The 20190-nt window shown below is 37.4% G+C and carries 19 protein-coding genes; all 19 read right to left on the bottom strand.

Annotated features, from left to right (window positions below; all coding sequences use genetic code 11):
* Positions 1-13 precede the first annotated feature (13 nt).
* On the bottom strand, positions 14-1717 hold the full coding sequence (locus tag FGL66_RS03760; RefSeq protein WP_180810261.1) for a proline--tRNA ligase: 1704 nt from the start codon (positions 1715-1717) through the stop codon (positions 14-16).
* A 23-nt stretch (positions 1718-1740) separates the two neighbouring features.
* On the bottom strand, positions 1741-2997 hold the full coding sequence (rseP, locus tag FGL66_RS03755; protein ID WP_180810469.1) for an RIP metalloprotease RseP: 1257 nt from the start codon (positions 2995-2997) through the stop codon (positions 1741-1743).
* A 30-nt stretch (positions 2998-3027) separates the two neighbouring features.
* Positions 3028-4158 carry a 1-deoxy-D-xylulose-5-phosphate reductoisomerase gene (locus FGL66_RS03750; protein ID WP_180810260.1) on the bottom strand — a complete coding sequence of 377 codons (1131 nt, stop codon included), beginning with the start codon at positions 4156-4158 and terminating at the stop codon, positions 3028-3030.
* A 15-nt stretch (positions 4159-4173) separates the two neighbouring features.
* Positions 4174-4956 (bottom strand): phosphatidate cytidylyltransferase, encoded by a 783-nt coding sequence (locus FGL66_RS03745; protein WP_180810259.1) that lies wholly within the window; start codon positions 4954-4956, stop codon positions 4174-4176.
* Between the two features lie 13 nt (positions 4957-4969).
* On the bottom strand, positions 4970-5737 hold the full coding sequence (gene uppS / locus FGL66_RS03740) for an undecaprenyl pyrophosphate synthase (protein WP_180810258.1): 768 nt from the start codon (positions 5735-5737) through the stop codon (positions 4970-4972).
* A gap of 190 nt (positions 5738-5927) precedes the next feature.
* On the bottom strand, positions 5928-6482 hold the full coding sequence (gene frr / locus FGL66_RS03735) for a ribosome recycling factor (RefSeq protein ID WP_180810257.1): 555 nt from the start codon (positions 6480-6482) through the stop codon (positions 5928-5930).
* 18 nt (positions 6483-6500) lie between these two features.
* A complete protein-coding gene (pyrH, locus tag FGL66_RS03730; RefSeq protein WP_180810256.1) occupies positions 6501-7223 on the bottom strand; it encodes a UMP kinase in 723 nt (240 codons plus the stop codon).
* 150 nt (positions 7224-7373) lie between these two features.
* Entirely contained in the window at positions 7374-8252 is an 879-nt protein-coding gene (tsf, locus tag FGL66_RS03725) for a translation elongation factor Ts (protein ID WP_180810255.1), read from the bottom strand.
* An 88-nt stretch (positions 8253-8340) separates the two neighbouring features.
* Complete coding sequence (gene rpsB / locus FGL66_RS03720) at positions 8341-9138, bottom strand: 30S ribosomal protein S2 (RefSeq protein ID WP_180810254.1); 798 nt, start codon at positions 9136-9138, stop codon at positions 8341-8343.
* A gap of 163 nt (positions 9139-9301) precedes the next feature.
* On the bottom strand, positions 9302-10075 hold the full coding sequence (codY, locus tag FGL66_RS03715) for a GTP-sensing pleiotropic transcriptional regulator CodY (protein ID WP_180810253.1): 774 nt from the start codon (positions 10073-10075) through the stop codon (positions 9302-9304).
* 15 nt (positions 10076-10090) lie between these two features.
* Positions 10091-11500 carry an ATP-dependent protease ATPase subunit HslU gene (gene hslU / locus FGL66_RS03710; protein ID WP_180810252.1) on the bottom strand — a complete coding sequence of 470 codons (1410 nt, stop codon included), beginning with the start codon at positions 11498-11500 and terminating at the stop codon, positions 10091-10093.
* Positions 11501-11531: 31 nt separating this feature from the next.
* A complete protein-coding gene (gene hslV, locus FGL66_RS03705; protein ID WP_180810251.1) occupies positions 11532-12074 on the bottom strand; it encodes an ATP-dependent protease subunit HslV in 543 nt (180 codons plus the stop codon).
* Positions 12075-12077: 3 nt separating this feature from the next.
* Entirely contained in the window at positions 12078-12941 is an 864-nt protein-coding gene (xerC, locus tag FGL66_RS03700; protein WP_374757679.1) for a tyrosine recombinase XerC, read from the bottom strand.
* A 148-nt stretch (positions 12942-13089) separates the two neighbouring features.
* The gene (gene trmFO, locus FGL66_RS03695) at positions 13090-14397 is read right to left on the bottom strand and encodes an FADH(2)-oxidizing methylenetetrahydrofolate--tRNA-(uracil(54)-C(5))-methyltransferase TrmFO (protein ID WP_180810249.1); all 1308 of its coding nucleotides are present in this window, start codon (positions 14395-14397) and stop codon (positions 13090-13092) included.
* Positions 14398-14420: 23 nt separating this feature from the next.
* Complete coding sequence (gene topA, locus FGL66_RS03690) at positions 14421-16490, bottom strand: type I DNA topoisomerase (protein WP_180810248.1); 2070 nt, start codon at positions 16488-16490, stop codon at positions 14421-14423.
* A gap of 101 nt (positions 16491-16591) precedes the next feature.
* Entirely contained in the window at positions 16592-17464 is an 873-nt protein-coding gene (gene dprA, locus FGL66_RS03685) for a DNA-processing protein DprA (RefSeq protein ID WP_180810468.1), read from the bottom strand.
* 131 nt (positions 17465-17595) lie between these two features.
* Positions 17596-18501, bottom strand: coding sequence for a succinate--CoA ligase subunit alpha (gene sucD / locus FGL66_RS03680; protein WP_180810247.1), 906 nt, complete (start codon positions 18499-18501; stop codon positions 17596-17598).
* 21 nt (positions 18502-18522) lie between these two features.
* Entirely contained in the window at positions 18523-19689 is a 1167-nt protein-coding gene (gene sucC / locus FGL66_RS03675; RefSeq protein WP_180810246.1) for an ADP-forming succinate--CoA ligase subunit beta, read from the bottom strand.
* A 186-nt stretch (positions 19690-19875) separates the two neighbouring features.
* Positions 19876-20145, bottom strand: a complete 270-nt coding sequence (locus FGL66_RS03670) for a hypothetical protein (protein ID WP_180810245.1) — start codon at positions 20143-20145, stop codon at positions 19876-19878.
* Positions 20146-20190: the final 45 nt, after the last annotated feature.

Here is a 20190-nt window from a genome sequence, read left to right as displayed (position 1 = left end):
TACCCTGCTACGATTAAAGTTGCTCATATAATGTATCAATATAAGATGCTAATACATCAACAGCCACTTCTTCACTCTCGCCTGTATCACGACGTTTCACTTCTACGATGCCTTCTTCAGCCCTTTTCCCAATCACAACACGAATCGGTAAGCCAATGAGATCTGCATCATTAAACTTCACACCTGCACGCTCGTTACGCTCATCATATAATACATCATATTGCTTTTTAAGTGATGTATATAATGAATCCGACAATTGCTGTTGTGCTTCTTTCTTAGGATTTACAGTAATAATATGGATGTCATAAGGTGCAACAGATTTAGGCCAAATAATACCGCGATCATCATGATGTTGTTCGATAATGGCGCTTAATGTTCGTGATACGCCTATACCATAACATCCCATTGTTAGATTTTGTTCACGACCTTGATTGTTTAAAATCGTCGCTTTCATTGCTTCAGAATATTTTTCACCAAGTACGAACACTTGACCGACTTCGATACCTTCAGCAAACTTCGCTGGACCTGAGCCATCTGCTAATGGTTCACCTTCTATAATAAAACGAAAATCACCGTAACCTTCCACCTCAAAATCACGACCGATATTCGCATTGATATAATGATAACCTTCTTCATTCGCCCCAACAGGTATATTGGTTAAATCTTGAACACCGTTGTCTGCATAAATTTTTATATCTTTATCTGTTATAGGTCCTAAAGAGCCGGGAGCTGCACCCAATAAGTTAAATATTTCATCATCCGTTGCCATCACAATATCATCTGTTTTAAAGAAATCTTTAAGTTTGACATCATTCATTTCATGATGTCCACGAATTAAAATCATGACAAATTGTCCTGCAATTTTAAGCACCATTGATTTCGTAGTCTGATCCAGTGGTCGACCTAAGTATTCAGCTAATGCTTTAGCTGTTTTGACATTTGGCGTTTCAATTTTTTCTAACGGTTGAATGTCTTCTTTGTCTCCCTGAGCAGGAATGTATACCACTTCTGCCTTTTCAATATTTGCCGCATAATCACTTTGCTCACTGTATACAATTGTATCTTCGCCAATCTCACTTAAAGCGTGAAATTCATGTGTATGACTTCCACCAATTGCACCTGAATCAGCCACAACTGGACGTACATTTAAGCCGACACGTTTAAAAATACGATTATATGCATCATACATATCTTGATATGTTTTCATCAATGATGCTTCATCTGCATGAAATGAGTAGGCATCTTTCATAATGAACTCTCTACCTCTAAGCAGTCCAAAGCGTGGACGTTTTTCGTCTCGAAATTTAGTTTGAATTTGGAACAATGTAAGTGGAAGCTGTTTATAAGAACGCAATTCATCACGTACTAATGATGTTACGACCTCTTCATGTGTAGGTCCTAATGCAAACTCACGCTGGTTGCGATCACGTAAACGCATGAGCTCTGAACCATAAGCCTCCCAACGTCCCGATTCCTGCCATAGTTCTGCATGTTGAAGGACTGGCATAACAACTTCTACTGCATCAATGCTTTCCATTTCTTCACGAATAACGTCTGATATTTTATGAATAACTCGTGTTGCAAGTGGCAAATAACTATATACCCCTGCTGTATTTTGTTTAATAAGTCCTGCTTTCAACAAGAGCTGATGACTTAATGCTTCTGCTTCTGCAGGCACTTCACGTAATGTAGGTATAAATACCTTGGATTGTTTCATACTTAACAATGCCTCCCTTTCAATTATAAGAAATAACGCTGAATATCATTCCATGTGACTAAGACCATAATGATTAATACGAATACTGCACCTGCAGCAATAATAACTGTTTCCGCCTTTTTATTAGCTGGCTTTTTAAAGATTGCTTCGTATAAAACAAATAAAATACGACCACCATCAAGTGCTGGGATCGGAAGTAAGTTCATAATCCCGAGGTTCACACTTAATGCTGCTGTCCATGTAATTAAATTAATAATACCTGTTTTGACAACGGTATCTACATTTTTATAAATACCTACCGGACCATTCAACATATCAAAACTGAAATCTCCAGTAAAAATACTCCCAATCATACTTACAACCGCAATAAAGATCACTTTACCCAAGCGATACGTTTCTTCTCCTGCAAATAACAATGGCTCAATGATCGAGCGTTCTTTCGTCGGTATAAAACCAAGCTGATACGTTGTCAAATTCTGCTTTTTAGATAGCTGTTGCTCCATTTTTTGTGGCGCAAACGTTTTAGTTAATGTTTTTCCTTCTCGCTCGACTTTAATTTCTGTTTTTTGTCCAGCTGTCGCCTTCAATGCACGTCTAACATCTGTAAAACGATGGATGGTCTTACCATTAATTTCACTAATTGTATCTCCTTTTTGAAGACCAATTTTTTCAGCAGGTGTTCCTTTTCCTATCTGATCAATCGTTGGTGTTGGCGCACCATTGTAGTAAGCAAGACCCAGTAATAATACGAAAGCAAGAACAAAGTTGAACAAAGGTCCTGCAAAAAGTGTTAAAAACTTTTGAAGCGGCTTCTTATGTACAAATTGTCGATGACGAGGCGCAATTTGGATGAGGCTGCCACTTTCAACGTAAAAAGCTTTTTGTGCGATTGGATAGCGATGACGTGTATCATCATATGCTGCAATCCCTTCGATAAACATCTCATTCTCTAAATCAAGCTGCTTCACTTCTAGCGCCTCAATTTGCTGAAATTTATGCTGATCATCAAGTATGACATGCGTAATCTCATCTTGTTTGTTGAGCTTAATACGAATATGCATACCCGGTTGTACAGGAGACTCCTCTAAGCCATCTCCCGCCATACGAACATAACCGCCTACGGGTAATAATCGTATTGTATATAACGTTTCATTTTTACGAAAGCTTAATATTTTTGGACCCATACCTATCGCGAATTCGGGACACATGATGCCTGCACGTTTGGCAAAAAACATATGTCCATATTCATGCACTGAAACGAGTAAACCAAAAACAATCATAAATGCAATAATGGTAACTAACACAGACCGCTACACCTCATATTCCTTAGTTTTATATTCATGATCAATCGCTAATATTTGTTCGAGTGTCGGTTGTTGAATCACCTTATGCTGCTTCATTTCACGCTCGATTAATCGCTCAATATCTAAAAATTGAATTTCTCTATTTAAAAATTTAGCAACCGCAACTTCATTGACTGCATTAAGTACAACTGGCATCGTACCCCCTATTTTCAATGCATCATAAGCATACTGTAAACATTTATAACGATCAAAATCCATTTTTTGAAAGTTGAGTTGTGCAACTTCTGCTAAATTGAGTGATGGTGCACGATGCTCGATGCGCTCTGGATAAGTAAAAGCATATTGAATCGGCATACGCATATCTGGTGTACCTAATTGTGCCATGACACTCGTATCTACAAATTCTACCATAGAATGAATGATGCTTTCTTTATGTAAAATAGTTTCGATTTGTTCAATTTCTAAGTCGAACAACCATTTTGCTTCAATCACTTCAAACCCTTTATTCATCATGGTAGCAGAATCAATGGTGATTTTTTGACCCATTGACCAGTTCGGATGATTCAGGGCATCTTCTACTGTTACCGATTGAAGTTGTTCTCGCGTCAGATCTCTAAACGAACCACCACTTGCTGTAATACATACTTTTTGGATTTGTTTCATATCTTCTCCATTCAAGCATTGGAAGATAGCCGCATGTTCCGAATCAACGGGCAGTATGGTCACACCATTTTTTTTGGCATGTGCCATGACCAACTCCCCTGCTACAACAAGTGTTTCTTTATTAGCTAATGCAATATTAATACCTTGGCTAATAGCAGCCATCGTTGGCTCTAAACCCACGCTTCCAAGCAATGCATTTAACACAAGATCATTTTTTTCATATGTTGCCACATCAAGCAGGCCTTGCTGACCATGAACTACTTTAACATTTAAATGGGCAAATCGTGCCATATCTTTTTCATATTGTACAGATATAATATCTGGCTGTAAGCGTGTAGCAATGTCAATCGCTTCATCCACACGTTTACCTACGGACAGCCCTACTAATCGAAAATGTTCAGGGTGACGCTCTATAACATCAATAGCTTGTTGACCTATCGAACCTGAAGCACCTAAAATTGCTATATTTTTCATTATATTCACTTCTCTTTACATTTGAATTAGGAAAATATTCATGAGTGGAAGTACAAACATAAAACTGTCAAAGCGATCAAGTATCCCACCATGACCGGGTAATAGGCGTCCAGAGTCTTTGACACCAAAATGACGTTTAAAGCCTGACTCCACTAAATCTCCTAGTTGACCAAAAGCACTCAAAACAACAGTTAAAACTAAAATCCAAATCATACTATAATCGAATGGTATAAAAAACATAAAAGAAAGTGGGACAATCAAACTGCATAATAAACCACCGATAAAACCTTCTATTGTTTTGTTAGGACTGATGACTGGCCACAATTTATGCTTACCAAATTGTCTTCCGAATATGTATGCTCCTGTGTCCGTTAACCAAACAATTAATAAACCAAATAAAATAAAATGTAATCCTGCTTCACGTGTTTCATAAAAATACATAAAACCAATACCAACATAGGCAACAGACATCAAACAAAACGCAGAATCCATAAAACTAAAGCGGTTTTTAGACATAACTGTATAACTTAAAATAATAAAACTCAAAATAATCAGTGCTTTTTGTTGTAAAAAGGGAACCCAGCTCCCAAACGCTTCAGGCAACATAATGATAATCAAACCTAGTGCACTCACAAGACCCGGAAAAGATATAAATCGAATACGGTTCATATTTAACAATTCTTTTAATGCGATGAGTGCTAATATAAACGTAAAAGACATCCATACTTTACCACCCATTAATAAAATGGGCAAAAATACTATAAGTGCAATTATTGTTGTAATCGTTCTTACCTTCATCTCAAACTCCTATCTACAATCCTCCAAACCTTCTTTGGCGTGATTGATATGTTTTTATACATGCCTTTAACTCTGTTTCATCAAAATCTGGCCACATCTTGTCATTGAAAATAAATTCACTATATGATAGTTGCCAAATTAAAAAGTTACTAATACGTTGTTCACCCGATGTGCGAATAAGAAGGTCAGGATCAGGAAAATCTGACGTCATTAAGTATTGTGCAAAATGTTGTTCAGTCAACTGTTCAATATCACGATCTGAAGCATGTTTATGTGCCTTGATCATATTTTGAATGCCTTTCATAATCTCTGCACGTCCACCGTAATTAATCGCAAAAATAAGCGTCAAACCTGTGTTATCTGCTGTTTTTAACTTTGCTTCTTCAATAGCTTGTATTGTTTTTGGAGGGAGTTCATCAATAAAGCCAATTGTCTCAACCTTGACATTTTTTTCAATCAGTTCTGGTAAAAAAGTATTTAAAAAGTTAACAGGTAATCCCATGATATAGTTCACTTCTTCTTGAGGTCGAGACCAATTTTCAGTTGAAAAAGCATAAAGTGTCAAATACTTTACATTGAGATCACTTGCTGCTCGAGTAATCGTCTTAATCGTTTCCATTCCTTGATAATGCCCTTTGACTCTCGGCATTTTTCGCTGTTTTGCCCAACGTCCATTACCATCCATAATGATTGCAATATGCTGTGGAATTTTTTGTAAGTCTAATGCGCCTATGTCAGCACTTTGTGATTGATGATGATTTTTCTTAAATTTCTTAAACATGCGCGTTCCTCCGAGCTATGATGTCTCTTAAATATTATAATCTTATCAGCGTACAATTATCTACCATTTTATCATACTCAATTCGTGCATTAAATATACATAGAAAAAACTGTACCAAAGTCTGATTCGGTACAGTTTTTGTGTTAGGCTTGGAATCCATATTTGTGACTCTCAACCTTATAACAGCGCATTAGACAGACATAATATCTTGTTCTTTGTCAGCAACAAGTTGATCAATTTCTTTAATTGCATCATTCGTTACATCTTGAACCTCATCTGAAGATGAACGCAATTCATCTTCTGAGATGTCACCGTTCTTTTCTTGTTTTTTCAATGCGTCGTTGGCATCACGGCGAATATTACGCACAGAAACTTTGGCATTTTCACCTGATTTTTTAACTTCTTTTACTAACTCTTTACGACGTTCTTCTGTAAGGGCAGGTACTGTAATACGGATTACTTCCCCGTCACTCGTAGGATTGACACCTAAGTTAGCAGCGATAATTGCTCTTTCAATTTCTTTAAGTGATGTTTTATCGTATGGTGAAATCACAAGTAAACGCGCTTCTGGTACATTGATACTTGCTAACTGTTGAACAGGTGTCGGCGCACCGTAGTAGTCTGCATTTACACCTGCTAATAAGTTAGAGTTAGCACGTCCAGCATTAATTTGCGCAAGTTCACGTGATAAACTTTCTGCTGATTTTTTCATTCGTGTTTTTGCATCTTTAATAATTGCATTCATGGTAAAGTCACCTCTGTATTATTTTGTGATAATTGTTCCAATATCTTCGCCTTGTACTGCACGTTTAATATTACCTTCTTCCATAATTGAGAAGACTTTTAATGGAATATTATTATCCATGCAGAATGAAGAGGCTGTTGAGTCCATTACTTGTAAACCTTCTTGTAATAATTGAATATAAGTCAAGCGCTCATATTTTTTCGCAGATGGATCTACTTTAGGATCTGCTGAATAAACACCATCAACATTATTTTTACCCATTAAAATAACGTCAGCTTCTACTTCTGCCGCACGTAAGGCTGCAGTTGTATCTGTTGAGAAATAAGGATTTCCAATACCTGCAGCAAAAATAACAACGCGTTTTTTCTCCAAATGACGAATAGCACGACGACGAATATAAGGCTCTGCTACTTGTTTCATCTCGATAGATGTTAAAACACGTGTATCACAATCTAACTGTTCTAAACTATCTTGTAGTGCTAAAGCGTTCATCACGGTTGCTAACATTCCCATATAGTCAGCCGTTCCACGATCCATCCCTAAGTCACTACCTGTTTTACCACGCCAAATGTTACCGCCGCCTACAATAACAGCAACCTCTGTATCCATTTTTGCTACTTCTGCTACTTGTTGAGCAATGCTTTTAATAATAATCGGATTAATACCAAATCCTTTATCTCCTGCTAATGCTTCTCCACTCAGTTTCAAAACTACTCGCTTATATTTTGAAGTTTCAGTCATAATATTAACCTCTCTATTCGTATTATATGGAACAATACAAGTAAAGAAGACACAATAGTATCTTCCTTGTCACGGCTTCAATTCAATGCATTGAAGTCATGCAAAGGAACACACAACGCGTGTCTTCTTTCTTATACAAAACCGTGTTGATTATTTCATTTGTCCTTTTACTTCATCCGCAAAATTTTCTTCACGTTTTTCCATACCTTCGCCCACTTCATAACGAACGAAGTCTACTAATTGACCACCTTTAGCTTTAAGGAATTGCTCAACAGTTTGGTCAGGATCTTTAACGAAATCTTGGTTAACTGCACAGATTTCTTGTAAATATTTACGTAAACGTCCTTCAACCATTTTTTCAACGATATTTTCAGGTTTGCCTTCATTTAACGCTTGTTGTTTTAAAACTTCTCTTTCATGTGAAATTTCTTCTTCACTTACTTGGTCAGAAGAAACATATTTAGGGTTGATTGCAGCGATATGCATTGCAACATCTTTAGCTGCTTCTTCGTCAGTTGAACCTTCAACAACTGAAAGCACACCGATACGACCGCCCATGTGTAAGTAAGCACCGAATGCATCGTTGTCTGTTTTTGTTTTGATTTCAAAACGGCGTAAGCTTAATTTTTCACCAATTGTTGAAATTGCTTCTGTCATATGTTCAGAAACTTTTTTGCCGTTTGGTAACGTTGTTTCATTCAATGCTTCAACTGATTCAGCTTTCGTTTCAAGGATTTGATTTGCGATTTCTTTTACAAGCTCTTGGAAACCTTCGTTACGTGCAACGAAGTCTGTTTCAGAGTTGATTTCAACGATAACTGCGTCGTTACCTTTAACTTCAACATGTGTAATACCTTCTGCAGCAATACGGTCTGCTTTTTTAGCTGCTTTTGCAATACCTTTTTCACGTAAGTAATCGATTGCTTTATCAATATTTCCTTCAGTTGCTTCTAACGCTTTTTTACAATCCATCATACCAGCGCCAGTTCTTTCACGTAATTCTTTAACAAGTTTAGCTGAAATTGCCATTCACTATTCCTCCAATATCCATTCATTATTTTATTTTAAAAAAAGGGAGATAAGCATCAATATCTTATCACCCATTTTAAGATTCTACTTAGTTAGACTCAACAGATGCTTCAGCGTTGTCTGCTGCTTCAGTTGATTCGTCTTCTGCTTTAACATCTTCATTTAAGTCGATGTTTTGTTCAGCAGCTACCTCATCATTAGATACACCTTGTTGACCTTCTAAGACTGCGTCTGCCATTTTGCCAGTTAATAACTTAACCGCACGAATCGCATCATCGTTAGCTGGGATGACATAGTCGATTTCATCTGGATCACAGTTTGTATCAACAATACCTACGATTGGAATGTTTAATTTACGTGCTTCTGCAATCGCATTACGTTCTTTACGTGGATCAACTACGAATAATGCTTGAGGCATTGATTTCATATCACGAATACCGCCTAAGAATTTGATTAAACGGTCATATTCTTTTTTAAGTTCAACAACTTCTTTTTTAGGAAGTACTTCGAAAGTACCGTCTTCTTCCATTTTTTCAATTTCTGAAATGCGTTGTACACGTTTAGAAATTGTTTTGAAGTTTGTTAAAATTCCACCTAACCATCTTTGGTTTACGTAGAATTGTCCAGCACGTTCTGCTTCAGCTTTTACTGATTCTTGTGCTTGTTTTTTAGTACCTACGAATAAGACTTTACCGCCTTCTTCAGATACTTGCTTAACAAAGTTATAAGCTTCTTCTACTTTTTTCACTGTTTTTTGTAAATCAATGATATAGATACCATTTCTTTCAGTGAAGATGTACTTTTTCATTTTTGGGTTCCAACGGCGTGTTTGATGACCGAAGTGAACACCAGCTTCTAGCAATTGTTTCATTGAAATGACTGCCATAATAAAATTCCTCCTAATTGGTTCTATTCCTCCACGTTCACTCATATAAAAACGATAAAACTATCGCACCCATTTATACGTCAGTGCAACGTGTGTGTTTTGGCATATGATAGCCGCATATAAATATATCATAATCACATAGCCATTGCAACAATGAAATTCATCATTCCATACGTTCTAATTCATCTAAAAATGCATGCTTCTTAACTTTGATAAACGTCCCCTTCATACCGAGTGAACGTGATTCAATCACACCTGCACTTTCAAGCTTACGCAACGCATTAACAATAACAGAACGCGTAATACCTACACGGTCAGCTACTTTTGATGCGATTAATAATCCTTCAGTACCACCTAATTCATCAAAAATATGATCAATTGCTTCTTTTTCAGAATAAGAAAGTGAATTAATCGCCATCGAAATCGCTGCTTTATCACGTGCTTCTGCTTCAATCTCTGAATGTTTTTCACGCAAGATTTCCATACCAATCACAGTTGCTGCATATTCACCTAAAACAAGATCATTATCATCAAACGCATCAGACACACGTCCTAAAACCAGTGTACCTAAACGCTCTCCCCCTCCAATAATTGGGAAAATTGTTGTTTTAGATTCTTCAAATAAACTTCGACTCTCTAATGGGAAAACCGATAATGGATTTTCAATGTCAATATTAGACGTCGTTTCAAAAACGTGCATCAACTTCTCTGTATATGCATCTGGAATATGACGATCATCTAACATCTTGATAATGCGATCATTTTTAAGTAATTCATTAAGACAGGAGCCAAGAATTTTACCACGGCGTGAAACGATAAATACATTCGTCACTGTCACTTTACTAATTGTTTGTGCAACATCTTTAAAATTAACTGAAATTCCTTTATGTTTTTGTAATAAGCTACTGAGTTCTCTCGTCTTTGTTAATAAGCTCATGTCACTACTCCTTTTTTATAAGATAAATTCGCTTAAATCTTTGTTTGTTGAAATTGTTTTTAATTTATCATCGACATATTGAGGGGTGATATCAACTTGAGCATTCGGCATATTAGGTGCCTCGTATGATAAATCTTCTAACATTTTTTCAAGAATTGTATGCAATCGTCTCGCACCAATATTATCTGTTTCTTGATTCACATGATATGCCATCTCAGCCAGACGCTGTATAGCTTCATCTGTGAAATTCACAGTGACTTCTTCTGTTTGTAACAATAATTCGTATTGTTTAATTAAAGAAAGTTTAGGTTCTGTCAAAATACGCACAAAATCCTCTACTGTTAGGCTTTGCAATTCAACACGTATTGGGAATCGCCCTTGTAACTCTGGAATCAAATCACTCGGTTTAGACACATGAAATGCCCCAGCCCCAATAAATAGCATATGTTCCGTACTAACAGTACCATATTTTGTTTTAACCACGCTACCCTCAAGAATAGGTAAAATATCACGTTGTACACCTTGGCGTGATACATCTTGTCCGCCACCTTGTGCATTAGAAGTTGCGACTTTATCAATTTCATCAATAAAGATGATTCCCATTTGTTCTGCTAACTCTAGTGCTTCTTGATTTGCTGTTTCATGATCAATCATCTGATCTGCATAGTCATCTATTAAAATTTTACGTGCTGTTTTAACTGGAACTTCTTTTTCCACTTTTTTCTTAGGCATCAGTTGGTTCATCATTTCTTGCATCTGTTCATTTTGTTGTGTCCCTAACATACCTAATGTACCGGGATCTTGTTCGACTTTAATCCGTACTTTTTCTTCTTCTAACAATCCCTCTAACAGTTGACGTCTGATCTCAGAACGTTTGGTTTTAATCGCTTCAGTTGGTGGCTCTTCCTCTTCTTCTTGGTTTTGACCAAATTGAGGTAATGCACCGCCAAACAGCGATTCTAACGGATTACTTGAAGACTGTGTTGCTTTCTTTTTCATACTTGGTACAAGTAATTTCACAAGTTTATCATTGGCTTTGTTGCGTGCTTCATCTTGCACGGCAGCTTTCTTTTTATCTTTAACCAATCGAATCGAAACATCCACAAGATCACGTACCATACTTTCTACATCTCGACCTACATAGCCTACCTCTGTAAATTTTGTTGCTTCTACTTTTACAAATGGTGCGCCTACAATTTTAGCCATACGTCTTGCGATTTCTGTTTTACCTACGCCTGTTGGCCCCATCATCAAAATATTTTTGGGGGCAATTTCTTGTTTAGCCTCATCACTGAGTAAGCTGCGTCGATATCTATTTCGTAACGCAATTGCTACTTTTTTCTTTGCCTCTTCTTGCCCCACGATATAGCTATTAAGTTCTGACACGATGTCTTTTGGTGTAAGTTTAATGGCACTTGTATCCATTGGTTATAACCCTCCATTTAATAATACGTTATTATAATTCTTCAACAGTAATATGATCATTCGTAAATACGCAAATATCTGCAGCCACTTTTAAGCTTTCATAAGCCATCTCACGTGCAGATAGATGTGTTGCATGTCGTTTCAACGCGCGCCCTGCACTTAATGCAAAATTACCACCCGAACCAATTGCGATTAAATCATCATCCGGTGCAATCACTTCGCCTGTCCCACTTACCACTAAAATATGTTCAGCATCCATAACGATAAGCATGGCTTCTAATTGACGTAATTGTTTATCTCCACGCCACTCTTTTGCTAACTCTACTGCAGCACGCTCAAGTTGACCACCATATTGTTGTAACTTAGCTTCAAATTTTTCAAACAATGTAAAAGCATCTGCTACACTTCCTGCAAAACCTGCGATAACTTTTCCGTTATAGAGTTTTCGTACTTTTTTAGCAGTTTGTTTCATAATGACTTGTTGTCCTAATGTCACTTGACCATCTCCAGCCATTGCAGCTTTGCCATTATGTCGAACTGCATAAATTGTCGTTGCATGTAGTGATGAACTCATAAATTATTTACTCTCCTTTTTAGCACGTGGATGTGCTTGTAAATATACGTTTCTTAATTGTTGATTGGTTACATGTGTATAGCGACCTGTTGTCGATAAGTTCACATGACCCAGTAGGCTTTGTACTGTTCTTAAATCTGCACCAGCATCTAATAGATGTGTTGCAAAAGTATGTCTGAGCTTATGGGGGTGAATTTCTGTAACACCCGATGTACGCTTAACAATATCATTGAGCACGTAGCGTATACCTCGCTCTGTAATGGGTTGCCCTTGTAAATTTACGATTAAATAGTCGTGCTTGGGCATTTGTATAGGTTGAAAATGAGTCAAGTAGTCTTCAATGCTTTGTCGACAAAATTCTCCAAACGGCACAATGCGTTCTTTTTGTCCTTTCCCCATGACTTTGAGGATGCTCATCGTCAAGTCTATATCAGATTGTTTTAATGATACGAGTTCGGAAACACGGATCCCTGTTGCATATAAAACTTCAAGAATCACACGATCTCTTAAACCTTTTTTCGAATCTTGCATCACTGTTTCGAATAATGCTGCCATCTCTTCCTCATAAAAAAAAGATGGGAGATAACGTTCCTTTTTGGGATGGACAAGCTGTACAAACGGATTTGCCACAGTATCATCCAACGTCATCCAATAAGCATAAAAGCTTCGCAATGTTGATATCTTTCTCGAAACCGTTGTTCGTTGAAAACCCATATCGTATAACATTTGTAGATAGCCACGTGCTTCTCGATAGCTAAAATTTTGCAATGTCAGTTGTTCTTGTAGTAAAAAGCGATTGAACTGTTCAAGGTCATCATAATAAGCTTTCAACGTATGCTCTGAAAAAAAGCGCTCATATTTTAACATATTTAAAAATTGTTGTTGGATTTGTTTCAATGTAAAAACCCCTCCATCACTAGCATTGTAGCATAATGATGAGGGGAACTGCATAGATTATACATTAAATTTTCACAGTTATCTAAATTTTACTACTTTTGTCAAATACTATCTCTATTTATTGCAGTGTTTGTTTAAAGTGATCTAAATATGTCAATGCTCGGTCAGCCAATGCTTCATAGCGTGCTTTTTTATCCTTCACACGCTCTGGTAATTCCGGTACAAGTCCAAAATTTGCATTCATCGGCTGAAAGTTCTTGTTATTTGTTGCGTGAGAAATATAATACGCCATACTGCCAAGCATCGTTTCTCTTGGGAAAATAACTTCTTTCTTCCCTAACATACGATGCGCCATATTAATACCTGCAATCATACCACTTGCTGCACTTTCTACATATCCTTCAACCCCCGTCATCTGACCTGCAAAGAAAAGATGCTCTCGTCCTTTGAATGCATATGTCTCTGTCAAAACTTCTGGTGCATTAATAAATGTATTTCTATGCATCACACCGTAACGCACAATATCAACATTTTCAAGACCAGGAATAAGACGTAATACTTCTTTTTGTGCGCCCCATTTCAAGCGTGTTTGAAAACCTACAATATTGTAAAGTGTGCCGGCTGCATCATCTTGGCGTAACTGTACAACAGCGTATGGACGTTTTCCTGTTTTAGGATCTTCAAGTCCCACTGGTTTCATAGGTCCAAATAATAATGTCTTAGGTCCACGACTTGCCATGACTTCAAAAGGCATACATCCCTCAAAATATTTTTCCTTCTCAAAATCTTTCATAGGTGCAACTTCTGCTGCCAATGCTGCTTCATAAAAACGATCAAACTCTTCTTTCGTCATCGGACAGTTAAGATAAGCTGCTTCACCTTTATCATAGCGTGACTTCAAATAAACTTTATCCATATCGATAGACTCTTTTTCAATAATCGGTGCGGCAGCATCATAAAAGTAAAGCTGATCTGCACCTGTCAAAGCGACAATCTCTTGTGCCAATCCTTCAGTTGTCAAAGGGCCTGTTGCGATAATTGTCGGACCTTCAGGGATAGATGTAATTTCTTCGTGCTTTACTGTCACATTGGGGTGGTTTTTCAATGTTTCAGTAATATAACCTGCAAAATCATGACGATCAACAGCTAATGCACCGCCTGCTGGTACACGCGCTTTATCTGCAGCTGCAATAATCAACGAATCCAAACGTCTCATTTCTTCTTTAAGCACACCTACTGCATTTGTTAAAGCATTACCTCTTAATGAGTTAGAACACACGAGTTCAGCAAACTGATCTGTATGATGTGCAGGTGTCTGTTTAACTGGTCGCATTTCATATAGATTGACATGAATACCACGCTCTGCCAATTGATATGCCGCTTCTGAGCCTGCTAATCCTGCTCCAATAATATTTACTGCTGTCATTTGTAGCGACCTCCCTTTAATTATTATTTCACTGCTTCTTCTTTGTAATCACAATTTGAGCATACAACCTGTGTTGTACGTCCTTTTTTATGTTCAGCTAAGTAGTGATTACATTTTGGACACGAACGGCCAATAGGTTTGTCCCACGATACAAACTCACATTCAGGATAGTTGGAACAACCATAAAAAATGCGATTTTTTTTCGACTTACGTTCTACCACATCACCATCATGACATGTTGGACATTTTACACCGATCGGCTTGACGATTGCTTTTGTATTGCGACAATCTGGAAAGTTCGAACAAGCCATAAATTTGCCGTAACGTCCCATTTTAATGACCATTGGGCTACCACACTTCTCACAATCTTCGCCAGCTGGCTCATCTTTAATTTCAACTTTTTCCATTTCTTCTTCTGCTCGTTCAACATCTTGTTTAAAACTATTATAAAAATCGCCTACTACTTTACGCCATTCAATATCGCCATCTGCAATTTTATCCAGCAATGTTTCCATATTCACAGTAAAGTCGACGTCAATAATTTCTGGGAAGTATTCTTTGACTTGTTCGTGAACAATTTCGCCGAGTTCGGTAGGTACAAAACGCTTGCTTTCACTTTTAACGTAATTTCGCTTTTGAATCGTATCAATTGTCGGTGCATATGTTGATGGTCGTCCAATCTTCAACTCTTCTAAAGTTTTAACAAGACGTGCTTCTGTATAACGTGGTGGTGGCTGTGTAAAGTGCTGTGCGGGTTCAATGTTTGTAGCGATCACCTCATGACCTTCTTCTAACTTAGGCAGACGGTTCTCTTTTTCTTTTGTCGCATCATCATTTGCTTCCACATATAATGTCATAAAACCTTTAAACTTAATCGTTTGGCCATTCGCACGAAACTTGATGTCGCCTTGTTCAAGATCGACTGCCACTGTATCAAGAATAGCAGGTGCCATTTGACTCGCAACAAAGCGCTCCCATATGAGTTTATACAATCTGAACTGATCACGTGTCAAGTAAGCTTTAACTTCCTCTGGTGTTCTCAACGTACTTGTTGGACGAATCGCCTCGTGTGCGTCTTGATCGCCTTGTTTACCTTTATTCACTGCTTTCGTAATATATGCTTTACCATATGTGTTTTCAATATATTGCTTAGTTTCTGCTTGCGCTTCTTTAGAGATACGTGTTGAATCTGTTCTCATATAAGTAATCAAACCAACCGTTCCGCCACGTTTTAAGTCGATCCCCTCATATAGCTGCTGCGCAATCATCATTGTTTTGCGCGCTTTAAAGTTCAACTTACGTGCTGCTTCTTGCTGTAAAGTTGAAGTTGTAAAAGGATTGGCTGGTTTACGTGTACGCTCTTTTTTGCTGACTTTTGTAACTTGGAAGCGATCACCATTTAAAGCATCTGTAACAATTTTAACATCTTCTTTTGAGGATAACTTAAATGGTTTGCCTTTATAATGAAGAAACTTGGCCGTAAATTTGGATTTTTGATATCGAAATGCACCTTCAATCGTCCAATATTCTTCAGGTTTAAAGTTGCGTATTTCATTCTCACGATCGATTACTAGTCTCAACGCCACAGATTGAACACGCCCTGCAGAAAGCCCTTTTTTCACTTTCTTCCATAATACCGGTGAAATATTATAACCGACCAAGCGATCTAAAATACGGCGTGCCTGTTGCGCATCAACAAGTTCCATCTCAATACCTCTTGGTTTTTTAAAACTTGCTTTTACCGCATCTTTTGTAATTTCATTAAATACAACTCTATTGTCTGTTTTATCTTGTATTTCTAAAATATTTGCTAAATGCCATGCAATTGCTTCACCTTCACGGTCAGGGTCACTCGCAAGAAAAACTTTTTTCGCTTTTTTTGCATGTCGCTTTAATTCTTTCACAACAGGCCCTTTACCACGAATCGTGATATATTTAGGCTCGTAATTATCTTCAACATCTACACCCATTTGACTACGTGGTAAATCTCTGACGTGTCCCATTGATGCGATGACTTTATATTTTTTACCTAAATATTTTTCGATTGTTTTAGCTTTTGCAGGTGATTCAACAATGACAAGATTTTCTGCCAATGCAAGTCCCCCCTCGCTATTTCTGATTACAAAGATAAATAATAAACGGTTAATTTTATATTTGTCAATCTTTTCCCATTATTTCACATTAAAATCATCACTTATACGCTGTAATCTTTTAAAATATCTCTACTCGATAATACGACTTCTGCACCTTCTTGAATTCTCAACAAATTCCCTTTTGTATAGGGGTTAAACATATCACCCGGTAGTACATAGACATTGCGATTTTGTTCAAGTGCTTGATCTACGGTGATCAGCGCCCCACTTTTTTCTTTTGCCTCTGTGATTAAGACACCTTGTGACAATCCACTGATAATGCGATTACGTTCTGGAAATTGAAATCGAGCGGGAGGGCAATGCGGTGGATATTCACTGACTGTTACACCGTAGCGCTCTACGCTATTGCGCAATATTTGTGTTGTTTTGGGATAATGATATAAATGACCGAAACCTAACACACCAATAGTAGGACAACCATATTCTATTGCATATTGATGTGCATACGCATCTGCACCATGCGCCAATCCTGAAACGATTAATAGCCCTGCTCGTGCAAATTCAGGCAGCAAGTAATCCAATGCTTTCACTGTATATTGTGTATGTTTTCTTGAACCAACGATTGCCAATATGTGAGGATGATTTAAGTAGTGAAGATGACCTTTACAAAAAAGGATTAAAGGGGGATCATAAATCGCTTTGAGTCGTCGTGGATATAAAGGATCATTTAGGCTTAATGTTTGAATACGTTCTGATTTGAGTTGATGTTCAATGGTCCCAATGTTTAATGTTTTGAGCGTTTTAAGTTTAGTGTGGAATGATGAGGAACTTTTAAACGAGGGATGCTGTGAAAGGCGTTTATAAAGCTGTTGTGGCGTAATGGCTGTGCTTGTTATCACAGAAGATAGCGTCCTGAGTTGTTGCGTCCTAAACCCTGCGTATATAAGCAACAACATTTGCTGATGTTGGGTTATTTTTTTCGATGTCATTCAATGATACCTCCATTGCTATTGGATACAAATTACTTTTGAAAATATATATGTAAATAGTAGTAAGATGTCAAAAAGTAGGATAGCACCACGCCATCCTACTTTAAAATTTATGATTATTTCACTGTAAGTAATGATTCATAAATGCCTGCTTCTTTAGCTGCTTCGATAAGTGTCTCACCAATTTCTGAAGGTGTGTCTGCTGTTTTGACTCCGCAGCTATTTAATGTCTTGATTTTTTCATCTGCTGTTCCTTTACCACCTGAAATAATCGCACCTGCATGACCCATACGTTTTCCTGGAGGTGCTGTTTGACCACCGATAAAGCCAACAACTGGTTTTGTCATATTAGCTTTAATCCATTCAGCAGCTTCTTCTTCAGCTGTTCCACCAATTTCACCAATCATCACAACCGCTTTTGTATCCTCATCGTTGTTAAAAGCTTCTAATACATCTATAAAGTTCGTACCGTTTACTGGGTCTCCACCGATACCTACTGCTGTTGTTTGTCCAATGCCCGCTTCAGTTAATTGGTGTACCGCTTCATAAGTTAATGTACCAGAACGAGATACAACGCCAACATGACCTTTTTTATGAATATAACCCGGCATAATACCGATTTTTGTCTCATCTGATGTGATCACACCCGGACAGTTTGGTCCAATTAAGCGTGTCTTTTTGCCTTCTAAGTAGCGCTTAGCTTTAATCATATCAATCACTGGAATGTGTTCTGTAATACAAATCGCTAAATCTAACTCTGCATCTGCACATTCTAAAATTGCATCTGCCGCAAATGGTGCTGGTACATAAATCACTGATACTGTTGCGCCTGTTTCGTTTTTAGCTTCTTCTACTGTATTAAAAACTGGCACACCTTCAACGACTTGTCCCCCTTTACCAGGTGTTACACCTGCTACGATTTGCGTTCCATATTCTAACATCTGCTTTGTATGGAAAAGGGCAGTTGACCCCGTAATACCTTGTACGATAACTTTCGTATTTTTATCTACAAATACACTCATTTTAGTTGTCCCATCCTTTCCTTACGCTTCGTTCACAAGTTTAACGATTTTTTGTGCACCTTCAGCCATTGTACTAGCTGGTTCAATCGCTAATCCTGATGCTTCTAAAATTTGTTTACCTTGTGCAACATTTGTACCTTCTAAGCGCACAACTAAAGGTAATGTTAAGTCAACTTCTTTCACTGCTGCAACAATACCTTCAGCGATAACATCACAGCGCATAATACCACCAAAAATATTCACAAAAATACCTTTGACGTTATCGTCACCTAATATGATCTTGAATGCTTCTGTTACTTTTTCCTTCGTAGCGCCACCACCTACATCAAGGAAGTTTGCTGGTGTTCCATTGAAGTGGTTAATCGTATCCATTGTTGCCATCGCAAGACCTGCACCGTTCACCATACAACCGATATTACCATCTAACGCAATGTAAGAAAGGTCATATTTAGATGCTTCAATCTCTTTTGGATCTTCTTCATCTAAATCACGTAATTCTTGAATATCTTTATGACGGAACAATGCATTGTCATCAAAGTTGATTTTAGAGTCTAATGCTAAAACATCACCTTCACCTGTTAATACAAGTGGGTTAATCTCAACAATAGAACAATCTTTTTCAATGAATACATTATATAAAGCCATTAAAAACTTAACTGCTTTATTGACTGACTCTTTTGGAATGTTAATGTTAAACGCAATACGACGTGCTTGATATGGCGCTAATCCAACAACTGGATCGATTGTTTCTTTGAAGATTTTTTCTGGATTTGTCGCAGCAACTTCTTCGATCTCAGTTCCCCCTTCTTCAGATGCCATCAATGTAACACGATCTGTCGCACGGTCAATAACAAAACCGATATAGTATTCTTTTTTAATGTCTGCGCCTTCTTCGATATAAAGACGTTTAACCTCTTTACCTTCTGGACCTGTTTGATGGGTTACTAAAACTTTACCTAATAACTCATTTGCGTATGTTTCAACTTCGGATAAAGATTTGGCAATTTTGACACCGCCTGCTTTACCACGACCCCCTGCATGGATTTGCGCTTTAACAACATAAACATCTGTGTCTAACTCTTTTGCTTTTTCAACAGCCTCTTCAGCTGAGAATGCAACACGCCCTTCTGGTACTGCTACGCCCATTGAGCGAAAGATTGCTTTTCCTTGATACTCATGGATATTCATACTCCATCCTCCTGTTTCTTAAGGTTAAGTTCACTAACAATTATAAAAAATGTAAGCGCTATTGTAAACCGATACAACTGAGATTCACATTATTATATATGATTTGTTTGTTTTATAATCAACATTAATAAAACGACATAACACTTATTCATTTATACGAATAACGTTATGTCGCTCGATGTAATATTATTTATCTGTTTGGAATGTGACTTGTGTATCATCGTCCATCGGCACACTGACAATCTTTTGATCATCTTCTGCAGATTCTACAACAAAGTTATGCTCTTTTAATACACGAATCAAGTCCATTTGAGAAAGTTCTTCAACAGACACTTTTAAATTATGTTCAATTTCTTGTTTGATTTTAGTTAATGTGGCCTCATCTTCAGTAATCTCAGCCTCTTTTTCTTCAAAATGCACTAAGACTTTATAAAGTTTTTGTAAAGTTTCATTCATAAATTGATATATTCCCTTCTGTTTTGAATATTCACTATTTAGTAA

This window comes from Staphylococcus sp. 17KM0847 (assembly GCF_013463155.1).
Taxonomy (GTDB): domain Bacteria; phylum Bacillota; class Bacilli; order Staphylococcales; family Staphylococcaceae; genus Staphylococcus.
The sequence above is the reverse complement of the archived record's forward strand: the minus strand, read 5'-3'. Positions and strand labels throughout refer to the sequence as shown.